This is a genomic window from Mannheimia sp. (assembly GCF_056854775.1).
In genome coordinates this window covers 24955-44725 of record NZ_JBXGGI010000116.1, presented here as the reverse complement: position 1 = coordinate 44725, position 19771 = coordinate 24955, and the positions used below count along the sequence as shown (strand labels likewise).

Below are 19771 nucleotides of genomic sequence, written 5' to 3'. Positions count from 1 at the left end.
GGATGTGCGTATTGCTCTAACTCATATGGGCTATTACTTTGACGGTAAACACGGCACTAATGCACCGGGCGATGTAACAATGGCTCGCACCTTAGATAAAGGAGCTTTCGATTTAATCATTGGTGGACATACTCACGATACAGTATGTATTGATGATAAAGGTCAATTCAAAGCGAAATACACGCCGGGCGAAGAGTGTAAACCGGATTTCCAAAATGGTACTTGGATTGTGCAAGCCGGTGAATGGGGTAAATTTGTTGGACGTGCTGATTTTGAGTTTAAGAACGGCAAAACAACTTTAGTAAAATATGAGTTAATCCCTGTAAACTTGAAAAAAACCATCAAAAAAGAAGATGGTACAAAAGAATACCAACTCTACCAACCTGAAATTAAAGCGGATGAAGCCACTTATCAATTACTCAAAAAATATCAAGATGAAGGCGACCAAAAACTGAACATTGAGGTCGGAAGTGTTAAAGGCTTATTAGATGGTAAACGCGAGCATATTCGTTTCCATCAAACCAATCTCGGTCGCTTAATTGCTCAATCTCAAATGGAGCGTGTAAAAGCAGACATCGGTATTATGAATTCCGGCGGTATCCGCACTTCAATTGAGGAAGGAAAAGTAACCTATAAAAACCTACTGACTGTGCAACCATTCGGTAATATGATTGCAACAGTTGATTTAAAAGGCAAAGAGTTGTTAGATACCATTACGGCTATCGCATTGAAAGATGTTGATACAGGTGCATATCCACAATTTTCAGGTATTTCAATGGTAGTTGATCGTAATGCAAAAACTATTTCTGATGTAAAAATTGGTGGTAAAGCATTTGATGAAAACAAAACCTATAAAGTTTCTTTACCTGACTACGTTGCAGCCGGTGGTGATGGTTATCCATTACTGAAAAAACACCCTACTTATGTAAATACCGGCTTCATTGATGCGGAAATGCTGAAAAAATTCTTTGAAGAAAATAAAGTGATTGAAGCAGATAAATACGATCCGAAAAATGACATTATTTTCAAATAATTAAACGTTAATGGGGAAATCAAACGATTTCCCCATTTTTTTAGCCGCCGGACAATTTTACTTTAAAGCCTTTACTTTCTAAAATTTGCTTAATAAATTCACGATTATCGCCCTGAATCTCAATAATGCCATCTTTAAATGAACCTCCACAGCCTAATTTACGCTTCAGCTCTGAAGCAAGCGAGTTAATTGCTTTATCATCTAAATCAAGTCCGGTAATGACACAAACACCTTTCCCTTTTCGCCCACTGGTTTGGCGTTGAATGCGTACAATCCCATCGCCTTTAGGGCGTTCTTCTTGAATAATTTCCGGCTTTATTCTACCGGTTTCTGTTGAATAAACTAATGTCATTGGTAAATTTTTCCTTAAATACGACCGCTTGTATCATTAAAAAGGCGGAAAATTCCGCCTTATTTATTAACCATTAATAGATTGATTTATTGATTTGAGTACTGCTAATGGATCTGCTGCTTGAGTAATTGGGCGACCGATTACTAAGAAATCCGAACCTGTTTCTATTGCCTGTTTTGGCGTCATTACACGTCGTTGGTCGGCAAAATCACTGCCCTCCGGACGGATACCCGGTGTGATTAATTTGAAATCTGCTCCACAATGTGTGCGTAATACTTCAACCTCTTGTGGAGAACATACCACACCGTCTAAACCGGCACGTTGAGCTAAATGGGCTAAACGAATCACCTGCTCCATTGGTGAGGCATTAATGCCGATTTGTAATAAATCTAAATCTTCCATACTGGTTAAAACCGTTACTGCAATTAACAATGGAGCATCTTTGCCGTAAGGCTCTAAGATTTTTTTCGCATCTTCCATCATCTTTAAACCGCCGGAAGCGTGTAAGTCTACCATCCATACGCCTAAATCAGCGGCTGAACGTACTGCACGGGCAACTGTGTTTGGAATATCGTGATATTTTAAATCAAGGAATACATCAAATTTACGGTCGTGTAATTGTTTTAAAAAATTTGTACCTAATGTTGTAAACATCTCTTTGCCTACTTTTAAACGACAAAGTGATGGTTCAACTAAGTCAACAAATTCCAATGCTTCACGTTCCGTTTCATAATCTAAAGCAACAATGACTTTATTGTTCATACTGAACTCCTCAATTTTTATTAGATAAGACCATCGATACTCTGTATCGGTTTAATTTTTTCCCATTGATTACAAGATGGGCATTGCCACATTAAGCGATAACTTTGATAACCGCAACTTAAGCAGCGATATTGAAAACCTCTTTTGATTTGGTTACCCACCATATTATGCAGTAGTACCAAGCTCTCTTTACCATTTCCTTCTTCTGCAAAGTCTGCTTGATAGCGAATAAAACGATGGAATGTAATCAAACTCGGGTAAGCACTTAATTGCTGATATAATTTAGAATGTGCCGCATTAATACCGTCTTTTTCTTCAATAAATTCGGTTAATGCAATATCTACGCTACTATTATGTTTTACTTGGTTGGCTTTTATCAAGAATAGTTCATAGCCATTTGAATCATTTAGTGCCGTATAGCATTGCCTTACTCGTCCAAGCACTTCACTAATATAATCGGGATCTTGCTGTAAAATTTGCTCAAAATAACCTAATGCTTTGGTAAATTCTGCTTGCTCTAAATAGAAATCACCCAGCATTATTGAAGCTCTTGTGGATTGAGGATAATAGTCTAGGGCTTTATTTAAAGCTTCTAAAAATGCAATTTTATCTTCAATTTTAACCGCTTGTGCATATTCACAGTAAAAATGAGATAAGGGAATTGTATCGGATTCCGGCGAAATTTTTAATAACTTTTCAGCAACATTAATCGCTTTCTTCCACTCTCGTGTTTTTTGATAAACCACAGTAAGTTGAGACAATGAATGCTTAGCAAATTCAGGTTCATCAACCAATGAAATATAGTAATTTTCTGCACGATCATAAAAACCCGCTGCCATAAAATCTTTAGCCAATTGTTGTTTGGCTAATAATTTCTGTTCAAATGAATAATCTGGATTATTTTCTAAGGCTTGATGAATACGCAAGGCTCTATCTACCTCACCTCTTGAGCGAAACAAATTACCTAAGGTTAATTCCGCCTCAAATTGGGATTCAGTAGAAATTTGATTTTCAGATTCTTGCTTTTGTAACATAGAAAGGAAAAGATCAACCGCCTTTTCCTGTTGATTAGATAAAAGAAAGTTCAATCCCGTAACATATTCACGGGAAAACTTATTATTAGCAGTTTCTTGATCCTTTTTAGCACTACGTTGCCCCATATACCAACCGTATAATGCGGCAATAGGCAATAAAAGGAACAATAATTCAAGCATTGATTACTCAACCTTTGGCGTGGTTAATTCAGTTATCTGCTGTGCTTGACGTTTTACACGGCGATTTAACGCAATATTTTGCAATTTAACTTTTAAGTAAAAAATACCTGTTACTAACCAGCCCAAAATTAATCCAAAACCAAACAAAATTGCTACTAGTGTTGATAGGCGTAATTCACTCTGAGCAATAATATAATTGAAAGTAATAAGTTGATCATTATTTGCCCCAATTGTAACTGCAACGATGATAACTGCAATTACAACTAAAATCCCTAAAATATACTTAAGCATATAATCTCCTTCACTACAGAAATTTATAATTTGATAGAATTAAATTAAGTCCACACGCTCTTTTAAATCTTTACCTGCTTTAAAATGAGGGACATATTTTCCGGATAATGCGACACTGTCTCCTGTTTTAGGATTTCGTCCTACACGAGGCTGGCGATAATGTAATGAAAAGCTCCCAAAGCCTCTCACCTCAATTCTCTCGCCTTTTTCTAATGTTAGTGTTAAATGCTCTAAAATCTCTTTTACACAATTCTCTACTGTTTTAATCTGTAAATTTGGATTTTTAGCCACTAAACTCTCAATTAATTCAGACTTGGTCATTGTTTCCTCAGTAAAATTAATATAGCAATTTTAAATAATCACTCATCACTAAATGAATATTTAAAATGGCAATTTAAGTTTAAATGGGTATGCTTTAAACATACCCATTTCATTATCAGTTAAATCTAATTATTCGCCTTTAGCAGCTTTGAATGCTTCAGCAAATGCATTTGGTACTGCAACTTCTTCTTTGTTCACTTGTGCAAGTGCTGCTGACTCTTCAGCTTGATCTTTTGCACGAATAGATAAGTGAACAATGCGAGATTTGCGATCTACGCCGGTGTATTTTGCTTCAACTGTATCGTTCACTGCAACTTCACCGTTTAAATCTGCTGCACGGATGTAGCCTTCAACGCCACCTGCTAATTCAACTTTAGCACCTTTAGCATCAACTTCTACTACTGTTGCAGAAACGATTTCGCCTTTTTTTGCACCATCAACAAAGTTTGTGAATGGATCAGATTCTAATTGTTTGATACCTAAAGAGATACGCTCTTTCACTGCATCAACTTGTAGAACTACAGCTTCAACTTCATCACCTTTTTTGTAGTTACGAACTGCTTCTTCACCTGAAACATTCCAAGAAATGTCAGATAAGTGAACTAAACCGTCAATACCACCTTCTAAACCGATGAAGATACCGAAATCAGTGATTGATTTGATTTTACCTGATACTTTATCGTTTTTATTGTGAGTAGAAGCGAATTGTTCCCAAGGGTTTGCTTTACATTGTTTTAAACCTAATGAGATACGACGACGTTCTTCATCAACTTCAAGTACCATTACTTCAACTACATCACCTACATTAACCACTTTAGATGGGTGAATGTTTTTATTTGTCCAATCCATTTCTGAAACGTGAACTAAACCTTCAACGCCGTCTAAAATTTCAACGAAGCAACCGTAGTCAGTTAAGTTAGTTACTTTACCTGTTAATTTGCTGTTTACTGGGTGGTTTTCAGCGATTACAGCCCAAGGATCTTGACCTAATTGTTTTAAGCCTAATGATACACGGGTTTTATCTTTGTCGAATTTTAATACTTTAACAGTAACTTCGTCACCAACATTAACCACTTCACTTGGGTGTTTAACACGTTTCCACGCCATATCTGTGATATGTAACAAGCCATCAACACCACCTAAATCTACGAATGCACCGTAGTCGGTTAAGTTTTTAACTGTACCTTTAACTTCTGAACCTTCAACTAAGTTCGCTAATACAGCATCACGATCTTGGTTGCTTTCTGTTTCGATTACAGCACGACGAGATACAACTACGTTGTTACGTTTTTGATCTAACTTGATTACTTTGAATTCGTACTCTTTACCTTCTAAGTTTAAAGAATCACGAACTGGACGAGTATCAACTAATGAACCTGGTAAGAATGCACGTACGCCGTTTAATTCAACAGTGAAACCGCCTTTAACTTTACCATTAACGAAACCGATAACTGTAGCTTGTTCTTCAAATGCTTTCTCTAAAGCAATCCAAGCTTCGTTACGTTTTGCATCACCACGAGAAACAACTGTTGCACCAAAGCCATCTTCTACAGCTTTAAGCACTACATCTACTTCATCACCAACTTGAACTTCTAATTCACCTTGTGCATTAGTAAATTCTGATGCATCGATAGCTGATTCAGATTTGAAACCTGTATCAACAATCACTAAACCTTTCTGGATAGCAACAACAGTACCTTTAACAACATCACCTAAACGTGGTGTAGCTGCAAATGATTCTTCAAGTAGTTGAGCAAACGATAATTCTGACATAATAAATCTTCTATAAAATAAACATCCATCTAACGTCCTGTTAAACGGGGTTGGTAATAAAAGCTAAACAAATCCTATGTAAAGCCAACAAACTAAAATCTAATATATTGAGCGATATGATCTAACGCTTGTTTAACCACATCTTCAATGGATAAATACGTTGAATCTAACAATAACGCATCTTTAGCAGGGACAAGGGGAGCAACTGCACGATTTCTATCGCGAAAATCACGTTCTTTTATCTCGGCTAAAATCTCGTCAAAGTTAGCATTAAATCCTTTTTCTTGCAACTGTTTTACGCGTCTTTTTGCACGTTCTTCTGCACTTGCATCTAAAAAGAGCTTAATTTGAGCATTTGGGAATACGACTGTCCCCATATCTCTACCATCTGCAATCAATCCTTTTTCCGTACTAAAGGCTCTTTGACGTTCTAATAATGCCTCTCTTACCTTAGGAAAAGCAGCGACTTTAGAAGCATTCTGCCCTGCTTCAGCAGTACGAATTTGATTACCTACATTTTCTCCATCTAAAATCACACTAATTTCGCCATTTGCAGGCACAAATTGGATATTTAGATTACGCCCTAGTTCCGCTAATTTTTCTTCGTCATCCAGTGCAATACCCTTTTTTACTGCACTTAGGGCAGTAATTCGATATAGTGCCCCAGAATCCAAAAAATCAAAGCCCAGTTTTTCTGCTAAAACGTGGCATAGTGTACCTTTCCCAGCACCGCTAGGTCCATCAACTGTAATAACTATTTTTTCCATTTCTTTACCCTATTGTGCTTGTAACTCAGTAATAGTTACATCAAAATTTAATAATTGACTACCGCGTTGAACAATCACGCGAACTGTAGAGTATGGTTGCATTTCAGCTAGTGCTTCCATCATTTGTGAAGGCGATAATGCTTCAACGTTACCGATTTTAAGAATCAAATCTCCAGCTTGAATACCTGCTTTAGCTGCCGGACCATTTTTACTTACATCACCAATAATTACGCCTTTTTCATAGCCTTGCATTTTAGCTGTATCAAATAAATCTGTACTTACGCCAAAATAACCTCTAATTACACGACCATCTCGAATAATTTTTTGCATAATCTGGTTAGCCAGATTAATGGGAATAGCAAAATTCAATCCCTCAGATAATTCATTAGTATTTTTACCTAAACGCAAGGTATTAATACCAATAAGTTCTCCTGCACTATTAATTAATGCACCACCTGAGTTTCCTTGATTGATAGACACATCCGTCTGGATAAAATTTTGTCGCCCACTTTCTGTTAGAGTATTTCGCCCAATGGCACTGACTATACCTTGAGTAATACTCTGACCTAGATTTAACGGATTACCGATGGCTAAAACCACATCTCCAACCTCAATTTTTCGCTCGGTATTTTGTGGTATTGTCGGCAGATTTTCAGCCTCTATTTTGAGTACGGCTAAATCAGTAAGAGAATCCGCACCAACTAATTTTACATCTGTTGAAATTAAACCATTTTGCAAAGCAATAACTATTTGATCTGCATCATCAATAACGTGTTTATTTGTTAAGATATAACCATCATTACTCATAATCACGCCCGAGCCTAAATTTTTAACTTCAAATGCTGAACTTTCAGCACTAAAATTTCGGTTATACACATTTACTACTGCTGGCGATGCAATTCTTACAGCTTGGTTGTAACTGGCAATTTCTCTCTGATTTAATGCTAAAAAGGAAAATCCATTACTTTTATGTTGAAATAAGGGAGCAATGAACAAAATTAAAATTGCACAAAAAAGTCCAAAAATGACCGCTTGCCCGATTTTTTTCAGCATTGTGAATCCCTTGAAACTTAATTACTTAATTATAAACGGCGTGCTTGCCAAAATGCTTTTGACCAATAAGGAGAATCTATATCAGAGTAGATCACACCACCTTTTGTTGAGGCGTGAAGAAATTGCCCATTTTTAACATAAACACCAACGTGTTTACCGTTTGGACCTCTCCCTGTATTAAAGAAAACTAAATCCCCGGTTCTCAATTCTCGTTTAGAAATTCGTTCCCCTTCTTTGGCTTGATCTTTAGTTGTTCTTGGTAAGCTAATTCCGAATAAATCTCTAAAGGTAACCTGCATAAAACCGGAACAGTCAATCCCTGATTTGCTATTACCACCTAAACGATAGCGTGTTCCTTTCCATTCATACTGGTGTTCACTTAAACGGCTAATTGCCATAATAGGATCAGAAAGATCTGCGTGATAGGTAGAATGATAAATTTTACTTCTTGCTTGTGCTTTGGAAGCTGTTCTATCTGAACTAGAACAGGCAGATAATACGATTGCACTTGCTAGAACAACGCCTAATGATAGCCATTTTTTTACTAATTTCATTTAATACCCCTATTCTGAGCATTTACATCATTGTCTATGAAATATAAGCTTATTATTCTACTTGAATATTTGCCTGCTCAATACGTTCACGCAATTTTTGACTTGCTTTAAAACTTACTACTCTACGAGCAGATACTGCTACATTCTCGCCTGTTTTAGGATTGCGACCGGGTCTTGCTTTTTTCTCTCGAAGTGAAAAATTACCAAAACCTGATAATTTTACTTCCTCACCATTCTCAAGAGATGCTCGAATTTCTTCAAAAAATAATTCAACAAATTGCTTAGCAACACGCTTTTCTAAATCTAATTTTTCAATTAGGTTTTCTGCAATTTCAATCTTGGTAAGTGCCATAATTGATCCTTATTTATTTTTATGGCTGGTATGACACCAGCCATATTTTATTTGATGATTAATCACGAAGTACCGCATTGAAACTTGTTGCCAATTCAACTAATACCTTTTGAATGACAGCATTAATTTCACTTTCTTCTAATGTTTTTTCTTTATCTTGAACAGTCAAACTAATCGCTAAACTCTTCTTACCTTCAGCTAAATTTGCACCACGATAAACATCGAATAAATTTAAGCCAACTAATTGACTACCAGCTGCCTTACGGCAAGCATTCAAGATTTCTCCTGCCGGTACAGATTCATCCACCACAACTGCTATGTCTCGGTTATTTGCAGGGAATCGTGAAATTTCACCCGCTTGTGCAACAGGACGCTCTGCAATCGCAGACGCTAAAATTTCACACACAATCGGTTTACCTTTAATACCGAGTTTCTGCACAATTGATGGGTGAACCGTACCGATAAAGCCAATTTCTTCGCCGTCTAACATAATCGCAGCAGATTGCCCTGGGTGTAATGCTGCAAACTGTTTTGCCACAAATTGTAAATCGTGGCGAACAGAGGTCAATGAAAGAACACGCTCAATATCACCTTTCAAATCAAAGAAATCCGCTGCTTCGTTTTTTGCTTCCCAATGTACAGGGCGTTTATCACCCACAATGGCGGCACCAAATACATATTCTTGGCGAACACCTGATTCTGCATTGCTATCTGGAATAAAGCGTAAACCACCTTCAAAAATACGCACACGGTTTTGCTGGCGACTTTGGTTATAAACGATAGTATCTAACAAGCCGGTTAATAGTGAAACACGCATCGCCGACATTTCACTTGAAATCGGGTTAGGTAAAATTAACGCCTCTTGGTTTGGATGTAATAGTTCCTGTTTTTTCGGATCTACAAAGCTATAAGTAATCACTTCTTGGTAATCACTATCCACCAACGCCATACAGATACGGTTTGCTTCCAATAATTTTTCCGGTGTACCTTTCATCGTTAAATGCGCAAGCGGAGAATTATTTGGAATACTGTTATAGCCGTAGATACGCGCGACTTCTTCAATTAAATCTTCTTCAATTTCAATATCAAAACGCCAGCTTGGAGCAATGGCTGTCCAGCTATCATTATCGAAAGTCACATTTAAACCTAAGCGCGTCAAAATATCCGTTACGGTTGCATCTTCAATATGGTGACCGATAACCGCATCTAATTTACTACGGCGTAGCGTGACAGTATTACGTTTTGGTAGATTTTCTTCGCTCACTGCTTCTACAATTTCACCCGCTTCACCGCCACAAATATCTAATAATAATGCGGTTGCACGTTCCATTGCATTACGGGTTAATTCTGGATCAACACCACGCTCAAAACGATGAGAAGCATCAGTATGTAAACCATATTGACGCGCACGACCGGTAATGGCTAATGGTGCAAAAAATGCTGCTTCTAAGACCACATCTTTGGTATTTTCACTCACACCACTGGCTTCGCCACCAAAGATACCCGCCATTGCCAAAGCACCTTTGCTATCAGCAATCACAAGCGTATTAGCTTGTAATTTAGCCGTTGTGCCGTCTAATAACACTAATTCTTCGCCATCTTTCGCCATACGCACTTGGATATTGCCATCAATTTTTGCCGCATCAAAGGCGTGCATCGGCTGACCAAGTTCTAATAAACTTAAGTTAGTAATATCCACGATTGGGTCGATAGAGCGAATACCACAACGGCGTAATTTTTCTTGCAACCATAATGGTGAAGCTGCTTTTACATTCACATTTTTCACCACACGAGATAAATAACGAGGGCAAGCTTCAGGGGCTTGTAATTCCACCGCTACTTTATCGGCAATAGTCGCTGCCACAGGAGTAATTACCGGTGCTTTCACATCAATTTGGTTAATCACACCCACTTCACGAGCGATACCTGAAATGCTTAAGCAATCGGCACGGTTTGGCGTTAAGCTGATTTCAATCGCTACATCGTTTAAATTCAAATATTCACGGAAATCTTGACCGATAGGAGCATCAGCCGGTAATTCAATAATACCGCTATGATCCTCTTTAATACCTAGCTCCGAGTAAGAACATAACATTCCTTCTGACGGCTGACCACGCAATTTGGTTTTCTTGATTTTGAAATCGCCCGGTAAAACCGCACCATCCACTGCACACGCCACTTTTAAGCCCTGACGGCAATTTGGAGCACCGCACACGATATCTAATAAACGCTCGCCGCCTACATTTACTTTAGTTACACGTAATTTATCGGCATCCGGGTGTTGGGCACACTCTACCACTTCGCCTACAACCACGCCTGAAAATGCACCTGCTACCGGCTCTACATCATCAACTTCTAAACCTAACATTGTAATTTGGTCGCATAATTGCTCTGTCGTAATGGCTGGATTAACCCATTCACGCAACCAAGATTCATTGAATTTCATTATTTATATCCTTTAATTTGCAAAATTTTTGTTCTTTTTGACCGCTTGTTGTGAGCGAATTACTTAAATTGTTTTAAGAAACGTAAGTCATTTTCAAAGAATGAGCGTAAATCCGTTACATTGTAGCGAAGCATAGTTAAACGCTCAACGCCCATACCCACAGCAAAACCACTGTACTCTTCAGGATCGATGCCTACATTGCGTAATACATTCGGGTGAACCATACCGCAGCCTAACACTTCCAACCATTTACCGTTTTGACGCATTACATCCACCTCTGCTGAAGGCTCTGTGAACGGGAAGAACGATGGGCGGAAACGCACTTGTAAATCTTCTTCAAAGAACGCTTTTAAGAAATCGTGAATTAAGCCTTTTAATTCAGTAAAGTTCGCTTTTTTATCCACATAAAGTAATTCGATTTGGTGGAACATCGGTGTGTGGGTTTGGTCGTAATCGTTACGATATACACGCCCCGGAGCTACAATACGGATTGGTGGTTTTACAGTTTCCATCGTACGGATTTGTACGCCTGAAGTTTGGGTTCTGAGTAAACGTTTTGCATCAAACCAGAAAGTATCGTGATCGGCACGAGCCGGGTGATGAGCAGGAATATTTAACGCATCAAAGTTATAATAATCGGTTTCGATTTCTGGGCCGTTTGCCACCGTAAAACCTAATTCAGAGAAGAATTTCACTACACGCTCAATCGTGATAGATACAGGGTGTAAGCCACCTAATTCGGTTTTACGCCCCGGTAATGACACATCAATACTTTCATTGGCTAATTTGGCATTTAATTCAGCAGTTTCTAAACTCTCTTTCTTCGCATTTAACGCATCTTGAGCAATTTGTTTGGCGTCATTAATTTTTTGACCGACAGCCGGTCGCTCTTCTGCCGGCACATCACGCAAGCCTTGCATTAAGGCGGTAAAATGCCCTTTCTTACCAAAATATTCGACTTTCACTGCTTCTAATGCGGCAACATCGTTTGCGGTATTTACCGCCTCAACTGCCTGTGCAACTAAACTTTCTAAGTTGTGCATTCTATCCTCTAAAAATTAACTGATTAAAATTGCCCAAATGATAATACGTTATCGAGGAAAAGTAAATCGACAGATAATCTAAATAGTTGATTTTTAAGGTAAAGCAAGCGGTTAAATTTTGCAAAAATTTTACCAAAAACGACCGCTTGTGAGTGAAAGTCGATTTCTCTCCAAAATGACAGTATAATTGCAGCGAAAATTTATCACTCTCGAAAAGGAAAAATTATGTTTAACATCACTAAACAACAAGTTCTGGATGCCTTTAATTTCCGCTCTGCGTGCCGCCATTACGACACCACGAAAAAAATCAGCAAAGAAGATATGGACTACATTTTAGAGTTAGGCCGTCTTTCTCCTAGCTCGGTAGGCTCTGAACCTTGGAAATTTTTAGTGCTACAAAATCCTGAAATTCGCAGCAAAATTGCACCGTTCTCTTGGGGAATTAAGCACCCGATGGAAGAAATGAGCCATCTAGTGATCATTCTTGCTAAGAAAAACGTTCGCTATGACTCACAATATTTAAGAGATTCACTGATTAAACGTGGTTTAACCGAACAACAAATTGAAGGCTCTATCGCTCGCTATAAAAGTTTCCAAGAAGAAGATATGAAAATTTTAGAAAGTGAGAGAGCTTTATTTGATTGGAGTACCAAACAAACCTATATCGCATTAGGTAATATGATGAGCGGTGCGGCTTTAATCGGTATTGACTCTTGCCCGATTGAAGGTTTCCATTATGATAAAGTAAATCAGATTTTAGCTGATGAAGGCTTATTTGATCTCAATGAATATGGTATTTCGTGTATGGTAACTTTTGGCTACCGCAACAAAGATATTAAGAAAAAATCACGCAAACCGGTAGAAGAAGTGATTGAGTGGATTGAATAATCTAAAGTGGAATTTATAAAAATGGGCGATTTATTTCGCCCATTTTTATCTCATTTATTCTGGTTTTACCCATTTATTTGTAATTGTGCCAGCTACCATTGCCCCATTTACATTTAATGCAGTTCGTCCCATATCGATAAGTGGTTCAACAGAAATTAATAGTCCCACTAACTCAATCGGTAAGTTTAAGGTTGATAGCACTACAATCGCGGCAAATGTTGCCCCACCACCAACGCCTGCAATCCCAAATGATGAAATAGCCACAACTAAAATCAGCGTTAAAATGTAATTTAAACTAAAGGGATCAACCCCTACAGTTGGAGCAATCATTACCGCTAACATTGCCGGATAAATTCCTGCACAGCCATTTTGACCGATAGTTGCCCCAAAGGTTGCAGCAAAGTTTGCAATCACACTATGGTTGCCTAATTTGTTCGTTTGCGTTTCAATATTCAGCGGAATCGTTGCTGCACTTGAGCGTGAAGTGAAAGCAAAACTTAATGTCGGTAAAACTTTTTTATAATAATCAAACGGGTTCACTTTGGCGATGAATAGCAAGATACCGTGTACGATAAACATCAACGCCATTGCGATATAAGAAGCAACAATAAAGCTGCCTAAGTTTACAATATCACTCCATTGCGAAGTTGCCGCCATTTTGATCATTAAAGCGAACACTCCGTAAGGCGTTAAACGAATGACAAAACGCACTAAACGCATCACTAATTTATTCAAGGTTTCTACGCCTTGAGCGATACGCTCACCTAAATTTCTGTCCTCTTTACCTAAACTTAATGCAGCAAAACCTAATAAAGCGGAAAAAATTACTGTACTAATAATGGAAGTTGGATTTGCACCTGTCAATTCTAAAAACGGATTTTTAGGAATAAAAGAAAGTAACATTGCCGGCACCGATAAGTTACTCACTTGCTCTGCACGCCCCACGACTTTTTCTTGTGCAGCAATTTCACGTGTGCCAGCTACTAACCCTTCTGCTGAAAGATCGAATAGATAAACCAACGCAATGCCGATAACTGCCGAAATTGCGGTAGTAACTAATAATACTGACAGCACACCAAAACTGATTTTGCCTAATGCTCCCGCTTCTTTTAAACGGGTAATTGCAGATAGAATTGAAACAAAAACAAGCGGCATTACGATCATTTGTAATAAACGTACATAACCGTTACCCACTAAATTGATCCAATCAAGTGTTGCATCAATAAGTGGTTTTTCGTAAAAAGTTTGTAAAATTACACCGCTTGCAAGACCTAACACTAAGCCGATAAATACGGTTTGCCCCAGTTTTTGCGTCGATTTATAAATTCTCGCCAGTAAAAATAAAATAGCAGCAAAAACCACTAAATTTAGAATAAGCACAAAGCCTCCCAATATAAATAGTCATATAATAAAAAATGCCGCAAGGTTATTATGTTTACGGCATTTCTAAAAGACGAATTGTTACTTTATCATAACTAAAAGTTATAACAACTCCCAGCTTAGATTAGAAATTAAACGGCAATGTTCGCATTTAAAATGGAAAATATCGTGTAATGGCGATGCCAACTTCCACTCGCCATTACAAGAAGGGCATTTCCTATTGTGTTCTTCTAGCTCATCTATACCTAAGCGATAGAGATAATAAAAAGTCGGAATCTGCGTTTTTTCTTCGACTTGTTTGCATAAATCTAAACCGGATATCGCCAATTCGCTTCGATTATCCGAGATCTGCATTAACGCACTTTCCTCTAAAACAGATCCTTTCATTTGCAAGAGATCGCACGCTTGCCAATTTTGCTGCCACTCTAGTAATACTTCGCTCAATGCTTGATCTTTTAAACGATATAGTGGAATGGGGGCAAATTGCTCACCGTCATAAAGTGGCGAACAGGTATCTAAATGCGTTGTGTATAAAATTTGGAATTTAGGCTGTTTATTATGGCTTGTTTCTTCACCTTGATAATCACGCCCAACAATTTCGAAACCGGTAAAATTTACGCCATTTTCGACCGCTTGTAACAGTACCTCATTTACTTCCTCACTATTATTATCCGGTAATAAACTCTCTTGCTCAGGCGTACAAACGCTAGCTTGAAATCCATTTTGATGAAAAGTAATCGGCATTTCTCTACCAATTACTTGCCCATTATATAACCATTGATTTAAAATCTGCCCAATTAACGTTACAGGGTCTTGTTCAAAATTTTGATAACTGAAATGAACGATAACTTGATACATTAAATATTCTCTGCCATATCTTGAAATTCTTGCTTAACCACCGTTGTGGGTTCTTGATGAATAATCACTTTTGACATTGGAAAAGCCTCTAGTAATTTCTGCTCAAGACTATCGGTAATTTCGTGTGCAACTAAAAGTGTTAAGTGATCATCTAATTCCAAATGTAGTTGAATAAAACGCACAGCCCCGGCACGACGAGTTTGAATATCGTGGATACCTAAAATATTTGGGTGATGCGAAGCAATTTCTTTAATTTGCTCAATTTCTTCATCCGGCAATGATTTATCGAGCAAGGTTTGTACTGCCTCCCAAAACATTTTTACCGCATTGAACGCAATATAAAGTGCAATACCGATAGCAAAAATCGCATCTGCATAGATAAAGCCCGCTACATTAAGTAACATCGCCACCAAAATCGCCGCATTCATAAATAAATCTGTTTGATAATGTAGCGAATCTGCTTCAATTGCCGGACTCTGCGTAATTTTCACCACATAACGTTGGTATAACACTAAAATTGCTGTCGCTATAATAGAAACAATACTGACAATTACCCCAATATGTGATTGAGTAATCAATTCCGGATTGGTTAATTTATGAAAGCCTTGCAATAGCAAGAACACTGCCGAACCGGAAATAAAAGCACTTTGTGCAAGTGCCGCCAAAGATTCAGCCTTGCCGTGTCCGAAAGCGTGATTATCATCAGCAGGTTGAAGTGCAAAACGTAGCACTAAAATATTAGTAAGAGAGGCAAACAGATCCACAACCGAATCGGTCATTGCCGCTAAAATGGAAATAGAACCTGTTTGCCACCACGCAAAGGCTTTAATAATGATAAGTGAAACCGCAACAATAATGGCAAAATTGGCAGCTCGTTTCACTAATTTGTTATAATTTTCTGTCATTTTCTACATTCAACTAACCAAGCAAGTTGATTAAATTCAAAAGCAAGTTTTGTCATTGCTTGGCTGTAAGCGGTCAAATTTTTCGATTTTTTTGCAAATTCGGGGTTATTCAACGATCTTTTATCTGAAAATTGGATCTGCCCATAACCACAATCCAAATTACGCCCACGCGTTACTTCTAGCATTACATTATTAAAACGTTCTGTTGGCGGATAAATTACATTACTCTGGAGTTCGTTTTGCTCAATCTTAAATTTCGCAATCACATCTTGTTGTTTGGCAAAACTGGATTGACGAAAAGCGGATCGTTGTTCCAACGTCTGATTTTTACTGTTTTTATCTAAGAAAAACAAAATCCCTTTTTCCCAATTTTCAGCATTTTTCTCACCAATTTCAGGTAAGTAAAGTAAATGCTGCATTTCATCAAGCTGATTTGTCGTAACTTTAATGTAAGTCTGCCCTTGAAAATCCACTTTTTCCGGCACAGCAAATTGATTACTTTGGCTAACGCAGCCTGCCATTATCAAAATAGTAGGAGCAAATAGCATTTGCCTGCTAAATAAACGCTTAATCATTTTGTTCTTCTCGCTTGAACACCAATTCTGTTGCGGTTGAACTTTCCTCATCAAACCAATAACCACCGTAGTTAAACTGTTTGAGCTGTTCAACTTTAGTTGGTTGAGTTTCCAACATAAAGCGAACCATCATTCCCCTCGCTTTTTTCGCATAGAAGCTGATCACTTTATATTTACCGTTTTTCTCGTCTAAAAAAACCGGCTTAATGATTGTTGCATTTAGATTTTGAGGCTTAACTGCTCCATAATATTCATCAGAGGCGAGATTAACTAAAATATCATCACCTTGTTCATCAATCGCTTTTTGTAGGTTTTCAGTGATGATATTCCCCCAAAATGCGTAAAGATCTTTGCCCTTTGAATTCGATAACTTCGTTCCCATTTCCAAACGATATGGCTGCATTAAATCTAGCGGTTTTAATAAACCATATAAGCCTGAGAGCATACGTAAATGATTTTGAGCATATTCCACTTGGGCTTTGGTTAAACTCTCGGCATCCAAGCCTGTATAAACATCGCCTTTAAAGGCAAAAATTGCCGCTTTCGCATTTTGTTCGTTATGTTCAAGCGTCCATTCAGTAAAACGAGCAACATTAAGTGCAGCTAATTTGTCGCTAATTGACATCAAACTCCCCACTTCAGCAGGCGAAAGTTGTTTACAAATATCAATTAATTCTTGGCTGTAAGCGGTCAAATTTGGCTGAGAAAATGCAAATCCGCCAATTTTAGCTTCAAAATCAAGGGTTTTAGCAGGGGAAATAATAGCTAACATACGATCTTTTACTCTTTTAATTTTTCAATTTCTTTTGTGAATTCCTCAATATCGCTAAAACTCAAATAAATGGAGGCAAAACGGATATAAGCCACTTTATCTAGTTGTTTTAACGCATTCATTGCAAGTGTGCCGATATGACGGCTTGGCACTTCTCGCTCGCCCATTGCTTGTAGCTGAATGATGATTTGGCTGATGGCTTTTTCTACATCATCAGCACTCACAGGGCGTTTGTTTAAAGCTCGTCTTAAACCCATTCTGAGCTTTTCAGCATCAAACGGCTCTCGACTACCGTTATTTTTAATCACATAAGGCACAACCAATTCTGCCGATTCAAAGGTGGTAAAGCGTTCTTTGCACCCCACACATTCACGGCGACGGCGAATTTGGTAGCCGTTTGCCGCCAAACGTGAATCAATCACTTTGGTTTCTTCGGTTGAACAAAACGGGCAACGCATTATTTTTCCCCTTTTTGTTGTGCTGCTTGCTGTGCGATAAAAGCTTTATGCAAATTTTCCGGCGGCGGAGGCATTTGCAAATAGTAACCCTGCTCTGCTAATTTTTGCAAAACTTCTTCGTTTTTAGCTCGAACCAGCTGTTTATCGCCTGCTAAATTGAACATCATCACAAATTCAGGTTTGCCAAATATTTGACGTAAAGTCTCCGGAACTTGTTCAAATTGATCTCGCTTTGCTACATATAAATACATTTCATCTTTTGCTTTGCTTTTATAAATCGCACAAAGTGCCATTGGTTTAGTATTCATCGTCATAATGTCCACCACTATAGTTATCAAATCGGGAATATTGTCCTTGAAAGGTTAATCTCACTCGTCCAATTGGACCGTTACGTTGTTTACCGATGATAATCTCGGCAATGCCTTTCAGATCAGAATTGTCATTGTAAACTTCATCACGGTAAATAAACATAATTAAGTCCGCATCTTGCTCAATAGAGCCGGATTCACGCAAATCCGAGTTTACCGGACGTTTATCTGCACGTTGCTCTAAGCTACGATTAAGCTGTGAAAGAGCCACCACAGGGACTTCTAATTCTTTTGCCAATGCTTTTAGGGAACGGGAAATTTCCGCAATTTCAAGCGTTCGGTTATCAGCAAAACCCGGAGCACGCATTAATTGTAAATAATCGACCATAATCAAGCTCAAACCACCGTTTTCACGGTAAACACGTCTCGCTCGGGAACGAAGCTCTGTTGGCGTTAAGCCTGAACTATCATCAATATAAATATTATTACGTTCTTGCAAAATTGCCATTGTAGTGGAAATTTTAGCAGTATCTTCATCGTCTGAGATTTGCCCTGTTCGAATCTTGGTTTGATCCACTCGAGAAAGAGAAGCCAACATACGCATCATAATTTGATCGGCTGGCATCTCAAGACTGAAAATCAGTACAGGCTTTGCAGGTTTTTTCTTCGGATTGCCGTTTTCATCTAAATCGTCTTTATCTTCAATATCAATAAGCGAGGCATTTTCGCATAAATTCATCGCAAAAGTCGTTTTCCCCATTGATGGGCGAGCAGCAACAATAATTAAATCCGAAGGCTGTAATCCAGCCGTTTTTTTATTGAGATCGGTAAAGCCTGTGGAAACGCCCGTTACCCCACCGTTATGACGATTTTTAGACAAGGTATCCATTCTCGCCAACGTTTTTAACAAAATATCATCAATGCGTTGCGGACCTTCATTAGCATTATTTCGCTTTTCGGCAATTTCAAATACGATACGTTCAGCTTCGTCTAAAACCTCTTTAGAATTTCGCCCTTTGGTTTTATAACCCATTTCCGCAATTTGATTGCCTGCACTGATAACACTTCTTAAATCGGAACGATCCCGAACAATATCCGCATAGGCAAGGATATTTGCTGCACTTGGGGTATTCTTAGAGAGTTCTGCAAGGTAGGCAAAACCGCCGACATCTTGTAACACGCCTTTATCTTTTAACGCTTGGTCAAGAGTAATAATATCAACAGGCTTGTTAGCACGTACCAGATCTGCCATTTGTTCAAAAATAATGCGGTGAGCATAATTATAAAAATCGTGCGGTTGCACACGCTCAGCCACATTATCCCAATGATCGTTACTTAGCATAATGCCGCCAAGCACTGCCTGCTCTGCCTCAATAGAATGCGGAGAAATGCTAATCTGCTCAACTTGCTTATCTTTTACTTTTTCACGAGGTGTGCCGTTATATTCTGCCATTTTCATCTCTTATTAAATAAAGTTTGATTGGTATAGTTTATCGGAATTTACATTAAATTGAAATTTGCATTTTTTATACCTTATTCGAACAATAGCAAGCGGTCAAATTTCTTTAAATTTTTGCAAAATGCTTACAAAATCCGACCGCTTGTTTAAAAAACACTCATTACACCGTGATCTTTGCTGATACATCAAGTAAAATACGCAGGATTT

General features: G+C 38.1%; 22 protein-coding genes. 2 read left to right on the top strand and 20 right to left on the bottom strand.

Going from position 1 to position 19771, the window contains the following annotated elements; all coding sequences use genetic code 11:
• A partial coding sequence (locus tag ACJHV0_RS08530) for a 5'-nucleotidase C-terminal domain-containing protein (RefSeq protein ID WP_483133922.1) occupies positions 1-1033 on the top strand: 1033 nt, incomplete at its 5' end.
• Positions 1034-1073: 40 nt separating this feature from the next.
• Here ACJHV0_RS08530 and yciH read toward each other — a convergent pair.
• The 12 genes from yciH to pheS form a co-directional block, all read right to left on the bottom strand.
• The gene (yciH, locus tag ACJHV0_RS08525) at positions 1074-1385 is read right to left on the bottom strand and encodes a stress response translation initiation inhibitor YciH (RefSeq protein WP_483133921.1); all 312 of its coding nucleotides are present in this window, start codon (positions 1383-1385) and stop codon (positions 1074-1076) included.
• A gap of 66 nt (positions 1386-1451) precedes the next feature.
• Positions 1452-2147 (bottom strand): orotidine-5'-phosphate decarboxylase, encoded by a 696-nt coding sequence (gene pyrF / locus ACJHV0_RS08520; RefSeq protein ID WP_025236047.1) that lies wholly within the window; start codon positions 2145-2147, stop codon positions 1452-1454.
• Between the two features lie 20 nt (positions 2148-2167).
• Positions 2168-3361 carry a lipopolysaccharide assembly protein LapB gene (gene lapB / locus ACJHV0_RS08515; RefSeq protein ID WP_483133920.1) on the bottom strand — a complete coding sequence of 398 codons (1194 nt, stop codon included), beginning with the start codon at positions 3359-3361 and terminating at the stop codon, positions 2168-2170.
• Positions 3362-3364: 3 nt separating this feature from the next.
• On the bottom strand, positions 3365-3652 hold the full coding sequence (locus ACJHV0_RS08510) for a LapA family protein (protein ID WP_483133919.1): 288 nt from the start codon (positions 3650-3652) through the stop codon (positions 3365-3367).
• 39 nt (positions 3653-3691) lie between these two features.
• The gene (locus tag ACJHV0_RS08505) at positions 3692-3973 is read right to left on the bottom strand and encodes an integration host factor subunit beta (protein ID WP_025236050.1); all 282 of its coding nucleotides are present in this window, start codon (positions 3971-3973) and stop codon (positions 3692-3694) included.
• 129 nt (positions 3974-4102) lie between these two features.
• Complete coding sequence (gene rpsA / locus ACJHV0_RS08500) at positions 4103-5746, bottom strand: 30S ribosomal protein S1 (protein WP_025236051.1); 1644 nt, start codon at positions 5744-5746, stop codon at positions 4103-4105.
• A 92-nt stretch (positions 5747-5838) separates the two neighbouring features.
• Positions 5839-6513: a (d)CMP kinase gene (gene cmk / locus ACJHV0_RS08495; RefSeq protein ID WP_283385822.1), complete on the bottom strand. Its 675-nt coding sequence runs from the start codon at positions 6511-6513 to the stop codon at positions 5839-5841.
• Positions 6514-6522: 9 nt separating this feature from the next.
• Positions 6523-7566, bottom strand: a complete 1044-nt coding sequence (gene degS, locus ACJHV0_RS08490; protein WP_483133918.1) for an outer membrane-stress sensor serine endopeptidase DegS — start codon at positions 7564-7566, stop codon at positions 6523-6525.
• A 29-nt stretch (positions 7567-7595) separates the two neighbouring features.
• Positions 7596-8120 (bottom strand): NlpC/P60 family protein, encoded by a 525-nt coding sequence (locus tag ACJHV0_RS08485; protein WP_025236054.1) that lies wholly within the window; start codon positions 8118-8120, stop codon positions 7596-7598.
• Between the two features lie 52 nt (positions 8121-8172).
• Complete coding sequence (locus ACJHV0_RS08480; protein ID WP_025236055.1) at positions 8173-8472, bottom strand: integration host factor subunit alpha; 300 nt, start codon at positions 8470-8472, stop codon at positions 8173-8175.
• A gap of 58 nt (positions 8473-8530) precedes the next feature.
• Positions 8531-10918 (bottom strand): phenylalanine--tRNA ligase subunit beta, encoded by a 2388-nt coding sequence (gene pheT / locus ACJHV0_RS08475; protein WP_483133917.1) that lies wholly within the window; start codon positions 10916-10918, stop codon positions 8531-8533.
• Between the two features lie 59 nt (positions 10919-10977).
• On the bottom strand, positions 10978-11961 hold the full coding sequence (gene pheS / locus ACJHV0_RS08470) for a phenylalanine--tRNA ligase subunit alpha (protein ID WP_483133916.1): 984 nt from the start codon (positions 11959-11961) through the stop codon (positions 10978-10980).
• Positions 11962-12186: 225 nt separating this feature from the next.
• On the opposite strand from pheS, the gene ACJHV0_RS08465 reads away from it, so the two are divergent.
• Complete coding sequence (locus ACJHV0_RS08465; protein WP_283385818.1) at positions 12187-12849, top strand: NAD(P)H-dependent oxidoreductase; 663 nt, start codon at positions 12187-12189, stop codon at positions 12847-12849.
• 54 nt (positions 12850-12903) lie between these two features.
• On the opposite strand, the gene ACJHV0_RS08460 is transcribed toward ACJHV0_RS08465, so the two are convergent.
• The 8 genes from ACJHV0_RS08460 to ACJHV0_RS08425 all read right to left on the bottom strand — a co-directional run bounded on the left by ACJHV0_RS08460 (position 12904) and on the right by ACJHV0_RS08425 (position 19558).
• Positions 12904-14229 carry an L-cystine transporter gene (locus ACJHV0_RS08460; RefSeq protein WP_334234636.1) on the bottom strand — a complete coding sequence of 442 codons (1326 nt, stop codon included), beginning with the start codon at positions 14227-14229 and terminating at the stop codon, positions 12904-12906.
• A 102-nt stretch (positions 14230-14331) separates the two neighbouring features.
• A complete protein-coding gene (locus ACJHV0_RS08455; protein WP_483133915.1) occupies positions 14332-15087 on the bottom strand; it encodes a Zn-ribbon-containing protein in 756 nt (251 codons plus the stop codon).
• Positions 15087-15992, bottom strand: a complete 906-nt coding sequence (locus tag ACJHV0_RS08450; RefSeq protein ID WP_483133914.1) for a cation diffusion facilitator family transporter — start codon at positions 15990-15992, stop codon at positions 15087-15089. Before ACJHV0_RS08450 ends, ACJHV0_RS08455 begins: the two co-directional genes overlap by 1 nt.
• Positions 15989-16567, bottom strand: coding sequence for an ABC transporter ATPase (locus tag ACJHV0_RS08445; RefSeq protein ID WP_334229198.1), 579 nt, complete (start codon positions 16565-16567; stop codon positions 15989-15991). Before ACJHV0_RS08445 ends, ACJHV0_RS08450 begins: the two co-directional genes overlap by 4 nt.
• Positions 16560-17339, bottom strand: coding sequence for a peroxide stress protein YaaA (yaaA, locus tag ACJHV0_RS08440; RefSeq protein WP_483133913.1), 780 nt, complete (start codon positions 17337-17339; stop codon positions 16560-16562). The genes ACJHV0_RS08445 and yaaA overlap by 8 nt, the downstream gene beginning before the upstream one ends.
• Before the next feature lie 8 nt (positions 17340-17347).
• Positions 17348-17797, bottom strand: a complete 450-nt coding sequence (nrdR, locus tag ACJHV0_RS08435; protein ID WP_025236064.1) for a transcriptional regulator NrdR — start codon at positions 17795-17797, stop codon at positions 17348-17350.
• A complete protein-coding gene (locus ACJHV0_RS08430; RefSeq protein WP_432765830.1) occupies positions 17797-18111 on the bottom strand; it encodes a YcgL domain-containing protein in 315 nt (104 codons plus the stop codon). Before ACJHV0_RS08430 ends, nrdR begins: the two co-directional genes overlap by 1 nt.
• Positions 18095-19558: a replicative DNA helicase gene (locus tag ACJHV0_RS08425; RefSeq protein WP_025236066.1), complete on the bottom strand. Its 1464-nt coding sequence runs from the start codon at positions 19556-19558 to the stop codon at positions 18095-18097. Before ACJHV0_RS08425 ends, ACJHV0_RS08430 begins: the two co-directional genes overlap by 17 nt.
• Positions 19559-19771 lie beyond the last annotated feature (213 nt).

Coding starts and splice junctions, on each gene's coding strand:
- yaaA (WP_483133913.1), bottom strand. CDS start 17,339: ATGTTAGCTATTATTTCCCCTGCTAAAACCCTTGATTTTGAAGCTAAA.
- ACJHV0_RS08505 (WP_025236050.1), bottom strand. CDS start 3,973: ATGACCAAGTCTGAATTAATTGAGAGTTTAGTGGCTAAAAATCCAAAT.
- yciH (WP_483133921.1), bottom strand. CDS start 1,385: ATGACATTAGTTTATTCAACAGAAACCGGTAGAATAAAGCCGGAAATT.
- ACJHV0_RS08425 (WP_025236066.1), bottom strand. CDS start 19,558: ATGGCAGAATATAACGGCACACCTCGTGAAAAAGTAAAAGATAAGCAA.
- ACJHV0_RS08465 (WP_283385818.1), top strand. CDS start 12,187: ATGTTTAACATCACTAAACAACAAGTTCTGGATGCCTTTAATTTCCGC.
- ACJHV0_RS08480 (WP_025236055.1), bottom strand. CDS start 8,472: ATGGCACTTACCAAGATTGAAATTGCAGAAAACCTAATTGAAAAATTA.
- ACJHV0_RS08430 (WP_432765830.1), bottom strand. CDS start 18,111: ATGACGATGAATACTAAACCAATGGCACTTTGTGCGATTTATAAAAGC.
- rpsA (WP_025236051.1), bottom strand. CDS start 5,746: ATGTCAGAATTATCGTTTGCTCAACTACTTGAAGAATCATTTGCAGCT.
- pheT (WP_483133917.1), bottom strand. CDS start 10,918: ATGAAATTCAATGAATCTTGGTTGCGTGAATGGGTTAATCCAGCCATT.
- ACJHV0_RS08455 (WP_483133915.1), bottom strand. CDS start 15,087: ATGTATCAAGTTATCGTTCATTTCAGTTATCAAAATTTTGAACAAGAC.
- ACJHV0_RS08450 (WP_483133914.1), bottom strand. CDS start 15,992: ATGACAGAAAATTATAACAAATTAGTGAAACGAGCTGCCAATTTTGCC.
- pyrF (WP_025236047.1), bottom strand. CDS start 2,147: ATGAACAATAAAGTCATTGTTGCTTTAGATTATGAAACGGAACGTGAA.
- lapB (WP_483133920.1), bottom strand. CDS start 3,361: ATGCTTGAATTATTGTTCCTTTTATTGCCTATTGCCGCATTATACGGT.
- ACJHV0_RS08510 (WP_483133919.1), bottom strand. CDS start 3,652: ATGCTTAAGTATATTTTAGGGATTTTAGTTGTAATTGCAGTTATCATC.
- ACJHV0_RS08445 (WP_334229198.1), bottom strand. CDS start 16,567: ATGATTAAGCGTTTATTTAGCAGGCAAATGCTATTTGCTCCTACTATT.
- cmk (WP_283385822.1), bottom strand. CDS start 6,513: ATGGAAAAAATAGTTATTACAGTTGATGGACCTAGCGGTGCTGGGAAA.
- ACJHV0_RS08485 (WP_025236054.1), bottom strand. CDS start 8,120: ATGAAATTAGTAAAAAAATGGCTATCATTAGGCGTTGTTCTAGCAAGT.
- degS (WP_483133918.1), bottom strand. CDS start 7,566: ATGCTGAAAAAAATCGGGCAAGCGGTCATTTTTGGACTTTTTTGTGCA.
- nrdR (WP_025236064.1), bottom strand. CDS start 17,797: ATGCGTTGCCCGTTTTGTTCAACCGAAGAAACCAAAGTGATTGATTCA.
- pheS (WP_483133916.1), bottom strand. CDS start 11,961: ATGCACAACTTAGAAAGTTTAGTTGCACAGGCAGTTGAGGCGGTAAAT.